Origin of the sequence: Arenibaculum sp. (genome assembly GCF_035998295.1) — a bacterium.
Taxonomy (GTDB): domain Bacteria; phylum Pseudomonadota; class Alphaproteobacteria; order Azospirillales; family Azospirillaceae; genus DASYHS01.
Map to the genome: position 1 here is coordinate 1 of NZ_DASYHS010000295.1, position 7,696 is coordinate 7,696.

Annotated in this window: 6 protein-coding genes; 3 read left to right on the plus strand and 3 right to left on the minus strand. The window is 73.3% G+C overall.

All coding sequences use genetic code 11. The features are described 5' to 3' along the window. Positions 1-3,044: DEAD/DEAH box helicase (locus VGO20_RS27910; RefSeq protein ID WP_327505695.1), on the minus strand; the 3,044-nt coding region annotated here is incomplete at its 3' end. 77 nt (positions 3,045-3,121) lie between these two features. After that, positions 3,122-3,628 carry a molybdopterin-guanine dinucleotide biosynthesis protein B gene (gene mobB, locus VGO20_RS27915; RefSeq protein WP_327505696.1) on the minus strand — a complete coding sequence of 169 codons (507 nt, stop codon included), beginning with the start codon at positions 3,626-3,628 and terminating at the stop codon, positions 3,122-3,124. Between the two features lie 136 nt (positions 3,629-3,764). Between mobB and VGO20_RS27920 the strand changes: the two genes are divergently transcribed. Then, entirely contained in the window at positions 3,765-4,340 is a 576-nt protein-coding gene (locus VGO20_RS27920) for a hypothetical protein (protein WP_327505697.1), read from the plus strand. Next, positions 4,337-4,843, plus strand: a complete 507-nt coding sequence (locus VGO20_RS27925; protein WP_327505698.1) for a hypothetical protein — start codon at positions 4,337-4,339, stop codon at positions 4,841-4,843. The genes VGO20_RS27920 and VGO20_RS27925 overlap by 4 nt, the downstream gene beginning before the upstream one ends. Before the next feature lie 18 nt (positions 4,844-4,861). On the opposite strand, the gene VGO20_RS27930 is transcribed toward VGO20_RS27925, so the two are convergent. Then, positions 4,862-7,189: a 1-deoxy-D-xylulose-5-phosphate synthase N-terminal domain-containing protein gene (locus VGO20_RS27930; RefSeq protein ID WP_327505699.1), complete on the minus strand. Its 2,328-nt coding sequence runs from the start codon at positions 7,187-7,189 to the stop codon at positions 4,862-4,864. 126 nt (positions 7,190-7,315) lie between these two features. Between VGO20_RS27930 and VGO20_RS27935 the strand changes: the two genes are divergently transcribed. Further along, positions 7,316-7,696 (plus strand): hypothetical protein (locus VGO20_RS27935; RefSeq protein ID WP_414639920.1); only part of this gene is annotated, 381 nt, incomplete at its 3' end.

A 7,696-nucleotide genomic window follows, 5' to 3' on the forward strand; every position in this document is an offset into this window, starting at 1 on the left:
ACCTCCGTCGGAGGCGGGCCGTGGCGCTCGGCCAGCTCGGCGGCGACGGTCTCGGCCTCCTCGTCGTCCTGGATGCGGGCGATCCGGCCGTAGAGCGTAAGCCTCTCCCCCACGTCGCGGACATAGGCGTCGGGGATCAGCACCGGCAGGTCGAGCGCCACGCGCGGCGTCCAGAACGCCTCCGGCTCGCCGCCGCGCCGCACCGCGTCGACGGCGCGCCGCAACAGGTCGCGGAACAGCTCGGCGCCGACCTCGCGCAGGTGGCCGGACTGCTCCTCGCCGACCAGGTTGCCGGCGCCGCGCATGTCGAGGTCCGCGTTCGCGAGGTCCAGGCCGGCTCCCGGCCGGGCATGTGCTGCCACCCGGGCCAGCCGCGCCGCCGCGGCCGGGACCGGCACCCCCGGCTCCGTCGTCAGCAGGCAGAACGCCCGGACCGAACCGCGGCCGACCCGCCCGCGAAGCTGATGGAGATCCCCGAGCCCGAACCTGTCGGCGCGATGGACCACCAGCGTGTTCGCAGCCGGAATGTTGAGGCCGGATTCGATGATGTTGGTGGCGAGCAGCACGTCGGCGGCCCCTTCGGCGAAGCCGGAGATCGCGTCGTCCATGTCCTCCGGCGCCATCCGCCCGTGCGCCACCACGACGCGCAGTTCCGGCACGTGCTCGGCGAGGCGCCGCCGGACCTCGTCGAGGTCGGCTATCCGCGGGCAGATGTAGAAGCTGCGGCCGCCGCGCCGGCATTCCGCCATCAGGGCGTCGCGGATGGCGCCGCCCTCATAGTCGAGGACGCGGGTGGCGATGGGATGGCGACCGGCGGGCGGGGTCGCGATCACGCTGATGGCCCGCAGCCCGGTGACCGCGAGCTCCAGCGTCCGCGGGATCGGCGTCGCGCTCATGCTCAGCATGTGGACGCCGGCCGCGACGTCCCTGAGGCGGTCCTTCTGGGCGACGCCGAATCGCTGCTCCTCGTCGACGATCAACAGGGCCAGGTCGCGGAAACGGACGCCGCGGCCGAGCAGCGCATGCGTGCCGACCGCGACCAGCGGCCCTTCCGCCCGGAGCGCCGCCCGGACCTTGCCCTGGCCAGCGTCCCGGCCGGTCCGCATCAGCCCGACGACGGGAATGCCGAAGCCGGCGAACCGGGACTGGAAGTCGCGCAGGTGCTGGCGGGCGAGCGGCAGCGTAGGCGCGACCACGGCTACCTGACGCCCGGTCGACGCGACGGCGAAGGCGGCACGCAGGGCGACCTCCGTCTTGCCGAAGCCGACGTCGCCGACGACGAGCCGGTCCATCGGTCGTCCGGAGGCGAGATCCGCGGTCACGGCATCGATCGCGGCCTGCTGGTCCTCGGTCTCGGTAAAGGGAAACCGGTCCGCGAAACGGCGCAACGCGGCGGCGTGCGCCACGATCGGCGCGCCTGCGGCGCTCTCGCGCCGCCGCGCCTCCTCGACCAGCGTCCTGGCGCTGCCGAGAAGGTCGCCGACGACCCGGCCGAGCCTGTCCGCCCAGACCTCGCCACCGAGGCGGTCGAGCGTCGCCGGGGCGCCGCCGGGCCCATAGCGCCATACCAGGTCCATGCTCTCCACCGGGACCAGCAGGCGGTCGTTGTCGCGATAGAGCAGGCGCACGCAATCGTGCGGCGCCCCGGCGGGGGTGACCTGCTCGATCCCGTCGCACAGGGCGATCCCGTGATCGGCATGGACCACGAGGTCGCCGGGCGCCAGCGCCGCCCGGCCTTCCAGGACCGACGGGGCGCGCCGGCCGTTCTCGCGGGCGCGCCCCGCCAGGTCGGCCCGGGCGATCACGGCGAGGTCGGGCGCTACGAACCCCGCCTCCAGGTCGAGCACGGCGAGCGATACCGGCTCGACCGGGTCGAAACGGTCGACGCGCGGCGCCGGCGGTTCCAGTCCGCGGGCGAGCCGGGCGACGTCGCCCGCCCGTCGACCGGCCATCACGACCGGGATACGGTCCGCCCGCAGGCGGCGCAGATGCCCGGCCAGCGCGCCGGGGCCCGCGGTCAGGTCGGGCCCGGGCCGCCCGCCCGCGTCCATCCCGCCGGCGGCCGGCGGTCCCTGACGCAGCTCGACGACGGCACGCGCGGCCAACGCCTCTTCCCATTGACCGGCGGACAGGAACAGGTCCTCCGGCGGCAGCGGACGGTAGTCCGGCAGATGGGCGCGACGGCCGATCTCGGCCGCCGCCTTGCGCCCCTGGTAGGCCGCCTCGATCTGGGCGAGCCGGTGGGGCAGGAATTCCCCAACGGCCTCGTCGAGGCTGACGGCAGCGTCCGGCAGCCACTCCAGCAGCGTCTGCGTGCCGGCGTGGAACAGGGGCAGCCACTGCTCCATGCCGGCGTGCCGCCGCCCGGCCGCCACCGCGACGGCGACGGGATCGCGGCCGTCGGGGGAGCCGAAGCGCCGGTCGTAGGCGGAGAGGAACCGCTCGGCCGCCGCGGGGTCCAGCACCACCTCCGACATCGGCGGCAGCATCACCGCCCCGTCGTCGAGGTCCAGCTCGACCGGCCCGCCGGCGCCGGGCGGCATGATTTCCAGATGGTGGCCCATACGGTAGTCGCCGGGACCGTGGACCTCCCCGGCCGGGGCATAGCCGGCGGCGAGCAGCCACGTCTCCAGTGCCTCGCGGCCGATCTCGCCGGGACCGGCGCGAAGCGGCATGCCCTCGAAGCTCGACCGCGAGGGCAACCGCCGCAGGGCGCCATAGACGCTTGTCAGGACGAGGCGCGGGCCGTCGGCCGGCTCGAGCATGCGCATCATCGCCGCGACCCGCGCGGCCGATACGGCCGGCGACGGGGAATTCCGCTCGTAGGGCGCCGTGTCCCAGGGCGGCAGGATTACCAGCTCCAGGTCGGGATCGAAGAAGCGCAGCCAGCGAACCAGCCGCTCCAGCCGGCGGCGGTCGGCCGCGACGTGGAGCAGCCCCCGCGCGGCGCAGGCGCGCGCGAGCCGCGCCAGGTGGACCGCGTCGTAGCCGGGCGGAAGGCCGGCAACCGGCAGCAGCCCCGGCTCGGCCGGGTCGAAATGCATGTCCATCTCGGATTGAGGTCCATCAGCGTGGAGACGGTGGGGAAACCGCCCGCACGCAGTCCGGGTTCCTCCGGGGCTCAGGCCCGGGCGGGCAAACCGCAGTTCGCGAGGATGAAGTCCGCGATCCCGGCGGGATCGTTGAGGTCGAGGACCGGCACCGCCAGACCGGGCAGGGGTTCGTCGCAGGCGACCGCGACCACGTGCGGGTCCTCCTCGGCGATCAGCGGCTTGCCGGTGGACCGCCGATGGACTTCCAGCTTGGGGTGGGCGTGACGCTTGAACCCTTCGACCAGCACCAGGTCGACCGGCGTCATGCGGGACAGCAGTTCCTCCAGCGCAGGTTCGGGCGCGCCCCTGTGCTCGTGCATCAAGGCCCAGCGCTGCGCGGAGCCGACCAGCACCTCGGTCGCTCCGGCCTGCCGGTGGCGGTAGGAATCCTTGCCCGGCGTGTCGACGTCGAAGGCATGGTGGGCGTGCTTGACCGTGGACACGCTGATGCCGCGGGAGATCAGCGCGGGCAGGAGCGCCACCAGCAGCGTCGTTTTGCCGCTGCCGCTCCAGCCGGCGATGCCGAAGATCCTCATGCGCCGTCGCTCCCCCGATCCCAGGTCTCCGCGGCCGACATTAGGCGAGCCGCGGGCGTGGCGGAAGGCCGATGGACGACATTGTATTTTAGATAAAATCGTAGAATTCTAAGCCCGTCGGTTCGGCGGTGCGTACATGTACGTCGTCTTGGTCTCTATCATCCTCGTCGGCTTCCTGATGGTCGGCAGCGTGTTCCTGCCGCGGCTGCTCGGCATCGGGCGGAAGCTCTCGGCCTTGCGCGGCCGCCGCGCCGCGGCGGAAACGCTCGTGCGCCGGATGCAGGTACGCCTCCAGCGGCGCGGCCGGGAGCTTCGGACGGCGACCGCCCAGCTCGCGAAGACGCAGACGCGCCGGCGCCTGCTGATCGCCGACCTGGAAGCGGCCCGGGCCGCCACCGAGAGCACGGTGCGCATCGTCGAGGGACCGGACCGGGAGCCCGGATGCCGGGTCTGGATGGCGAAGGTCGTGAACGTGCGGCCCGAGATGCTCGTGCCCCGGCCGGGCAGTTTCGGCCATTTCGACGAGAGCTGGAGCCTGCCGCAGACCGTGCTGGTCCTTGCGCCGGACCCGGCCGAGGCGCGCCGCATGGTCGAGCGGGTGCTGCCCGCCGCCCTCGGCTTCTCGACCCGGACCGTCGAGCGGACGCCGCGTCATCTCGCGGCCCTGGTCGAACCGGAACCCGCCGGCGGCGTCCCCCGGGAGGCCGCATGATGCCTTTGGACGCGCCCACGGTGTTCGGGCTGCTCCTGGTGGCCGGCGCGCTCCTGCTGTCCTGGCGCCATACCGCCCGCCGGCTGGCGCTGATCCGGCAGGAGATGGCCCAGCTCGGCCAGCAGGTCGCGGCCGCGGCCCGCTCGATCCGCATGCTCGGCCGCGAAAGCCTGAAGCTGCGCCGGATGACCACGGCCCAGGTCCAGCGCGAACGCCAGCTCTCGCAGGACTGCGCAGAGCTGGAAGCCGCCAAGACCGCCTTCCACGGCTCAGCCTCGCCGCTGGTGGCGATGGACGAACGCAAGGCCGTGGGCGACCGGCTGTGGCAGGTTCCGGTGAGCCGCCCGGCCAAGGGCGTCCAGCGGCCCTGGCGCACCTTCCTGGTCTGGGCGCCGGGACCGGAGCGCGCGCAGGTCAAGGTCGCAAACCGCTACCCGCCGAAGGCGGGCTACGCGGTCGGCCCGGCCGACGAACGGTCCGGGCTGCCCGACGCCGCCCAGTGAGGGGCCCAGTGAGGGGCCCTACCGCGCGCGTTCCAGCAGCAGGCGCGCCGCCGCGTCCAGGATCGCGTCGGCATCGATGCCGTGGAGACGGTAGAGGTCCGGGATGTCGCCCGACTGCCCGAACCGGTCGACGCCCAGCGGGACGGTCGTCTGCCCGCGGACGGAACCGAGCCAGGCCAGCGTCGCCGGATGGCCGTCCAGCACCGTGACCAGCGACGCGCGCGGCGCGCGCGCCAGCAGCTTCTCGATCGTGCCGGTATGCCGGCTCCGCCGCCACTCGTCGTGGAGCCGGTCGGCCGAGGTGACCGCGAGCAGCCCGCAGCCCGGGACGTCCTCCCGGATCGCCTCGAAGGCCGCCCTCGCCTCGGGGGCCACGGCGCCCATGTACGCGATCACCAGCTCGGCGTCGGGTGCGGGCTCGACCGCCCAATAGGCGCCGGCGATCGCGTCCGCCGGGTCCAGGTCGCGCTCCGGCTGGTCGAGGACGCGCGTGGAGAGGCGCAGATAGACCGATCCGCCGTCGGGGCGCTGCAGATGGCCGAACGACCAGTGCAGGATCGCCCCCAGCTCGTCGACATAAGCGGGCTCGTAGCTGACGAGGCCGGGCAGCGCCATGCCGATCAGGGGTGTGGCGATCGACTGGTGCGCGCCGCCCTCCGGCGCCAGGGTGACGCCCGAGGGCGTGGCGACGACGATGAAGCGCGCGTCCTGGTAGACGGCGTAGTTGAGCGCATCGAGGCCGCGCTTGACGAAGGGATCGTACAGCGTGCCGATCGGCAGCATCCGGGCCCCGAACAGGTCGTGGCTCAAGCCGAAGGCGGCGAGCTGGAGGAACAGGTTGTGCTCGGCGATGCCGAGCTCGATGTGCTGCCCCTCGGGCGTCGCCTGCCACTTCTGGGCCGAGACGACCTTCAGCTCCACGAAGGTGTCCGCGTGCGCGGTGCGGTCGAAGATGCCGCGCCGGTTGACCCAGCCGCCGAGATTGGTCGAGACCGTGACGTCCGGGGAGGTCGTCACGATGCGCCGCGCCAGCGGACCGTCCTCGCGCGCGAGGTCGGCCAGGATCCGCCCGAAGCCTTCCTGGGTCGACATGCGGGGCGCCTTGGGCACCGGCAGCGTCTCCGGCACCTCGACCGCGGGAGCGGTCGGGCGGGTGCGGGGGCGGGCCGCGAAGGGCACCGAGGCGAGGAACCGCTCCATCTCCTCCGGCGCGATGTCGAGGGCGGCGAAGCGGTCCCACTCCGCCCCGTCCGGGACCGCCATGCGCCGCTTCAGCGCCGCCATCTGGTCCAGGTTCATCAGGCCGGAGTGGTTGTCCTTGTGGCCGGCGAACGGCAGGCCGAAGCCCTTGACCGTGTAGGCGATGAAGCAGGTCGGGCGGTCGTCCTCCACCGCGTGGAAGGCTTCCAGCACCGCTTCCATGTCGTGGCCGCCGAGGTTGGTCATCAGCGCCGCCAGCGCCTCGTCGTCGTGGCCGTCCAGCAGCGCGGCGACGTCCGGGTCCCCGCCCAGGTCGCGCAGCAGCACTTCGCGCCACGCCGCCCCGCCCTTGAAGGTCAGGGCGGAATAGACGGAGTTGGGGCAGGCGTCGATCCAATCGCGCAGCTTCGGCCCGCCCGGACCGGCGAAGGCGCGCTGCAGCAGCTTGCCGTATTTCAGCACGACGACGCGCCAGCCCATCGAGCGGAACAGCCCCTCGATCGGGTTGAACAGGCGGTCGGCCACGATGCTGTCGAGGCTCTGCCGGTTGTAGTCGATGACCCACCAGAGATTCCGGACGTCGTGCTTCCAGCCCTCGAACAGGGCCTCGAACACGTTGCCCTCGTCCAGCTCGGCGTCGCCGACCAGCGCCACCATGCGGCCCGGCGGCTCGCCGTTGCCGAGCTCCTTCAGCCGGACGTAGTCCTGCACGATGGACGCGAAGGTGGTCATCGCTACCCCGAGCCCGACGGACCCGGTCGAGAAGTCGACGTCGCCGCCGTCCTTGGTGCGCGACGGGTAGCTCTGCGCGCCGCCCAGGGCGCGGAAGCGCTCCAGCTTCTCCCGGGTCTGCCGGCCCAGCAGGTACTGGATCGCGTGGAAGGCGGGGCTCGCATGCGGCTTCACCGCGACCTTGTCCTGGGGCCGCAGGACGTCGAAGTAGAGGGCGGTCATCAAGGTGGCGAGCGAGGCCGAGGAAGCCTGGTGGCCGCCGACCTTCAGGCCGTCGCGGCTCGGCCGCAGGTGGTTGGCGTTGTGGACGGTCCAGCTGGAGAGCCAGAGTACCTTGCGTTCGAGCGCGCGCAGGAAGCGGAGCTTCTCCGCGGAGATTTCGGCGGCGGTCCTGGTCGCTTCGATCCTGCTCATCGGCTGCCTCTCGCTTCTCGGGCCGAGGACCTTCGCCCGGCGCCGCATCCCCTGTATATACTGACAGTGCGTCGTGGCCCATCTCGACGTATAAGTCCAGCCCGATTCCGTCATCTGCGATCGCCCTTGACCCCATCTCCCCGCCCCCGTCCGAGGCTGCCGCGCAGCGCCGCCGCCCTCGCCGCCCTGCTCCTCGCCGCCGCCTGCGCGGCCGGCGCGCCGCGCACCCAGGCCCCGGAGACCGCCCCGGAGACGGCCGCCGCGCAGCCCGCCGGGCGGCTGGAGGCCGTCGAGTTGGCATCGAGCGCACCCGCCGACCTCGCGGCGCTGCGGGAGGGGGACGCCCCGGCCCGCGCCGTGGACGCCACCCTGCACCTGCCCGCCGACACGCGCGGCCGCATGCCGGCCGTCGTGGTCCTGGAGGACGGCGACGAGGGCGCGGTCTACGCCCATGCGCTGGCCGAGGCCGGCATCGCCGCGCTGGCCGTGCCGTCCGAAGGCGGCCTG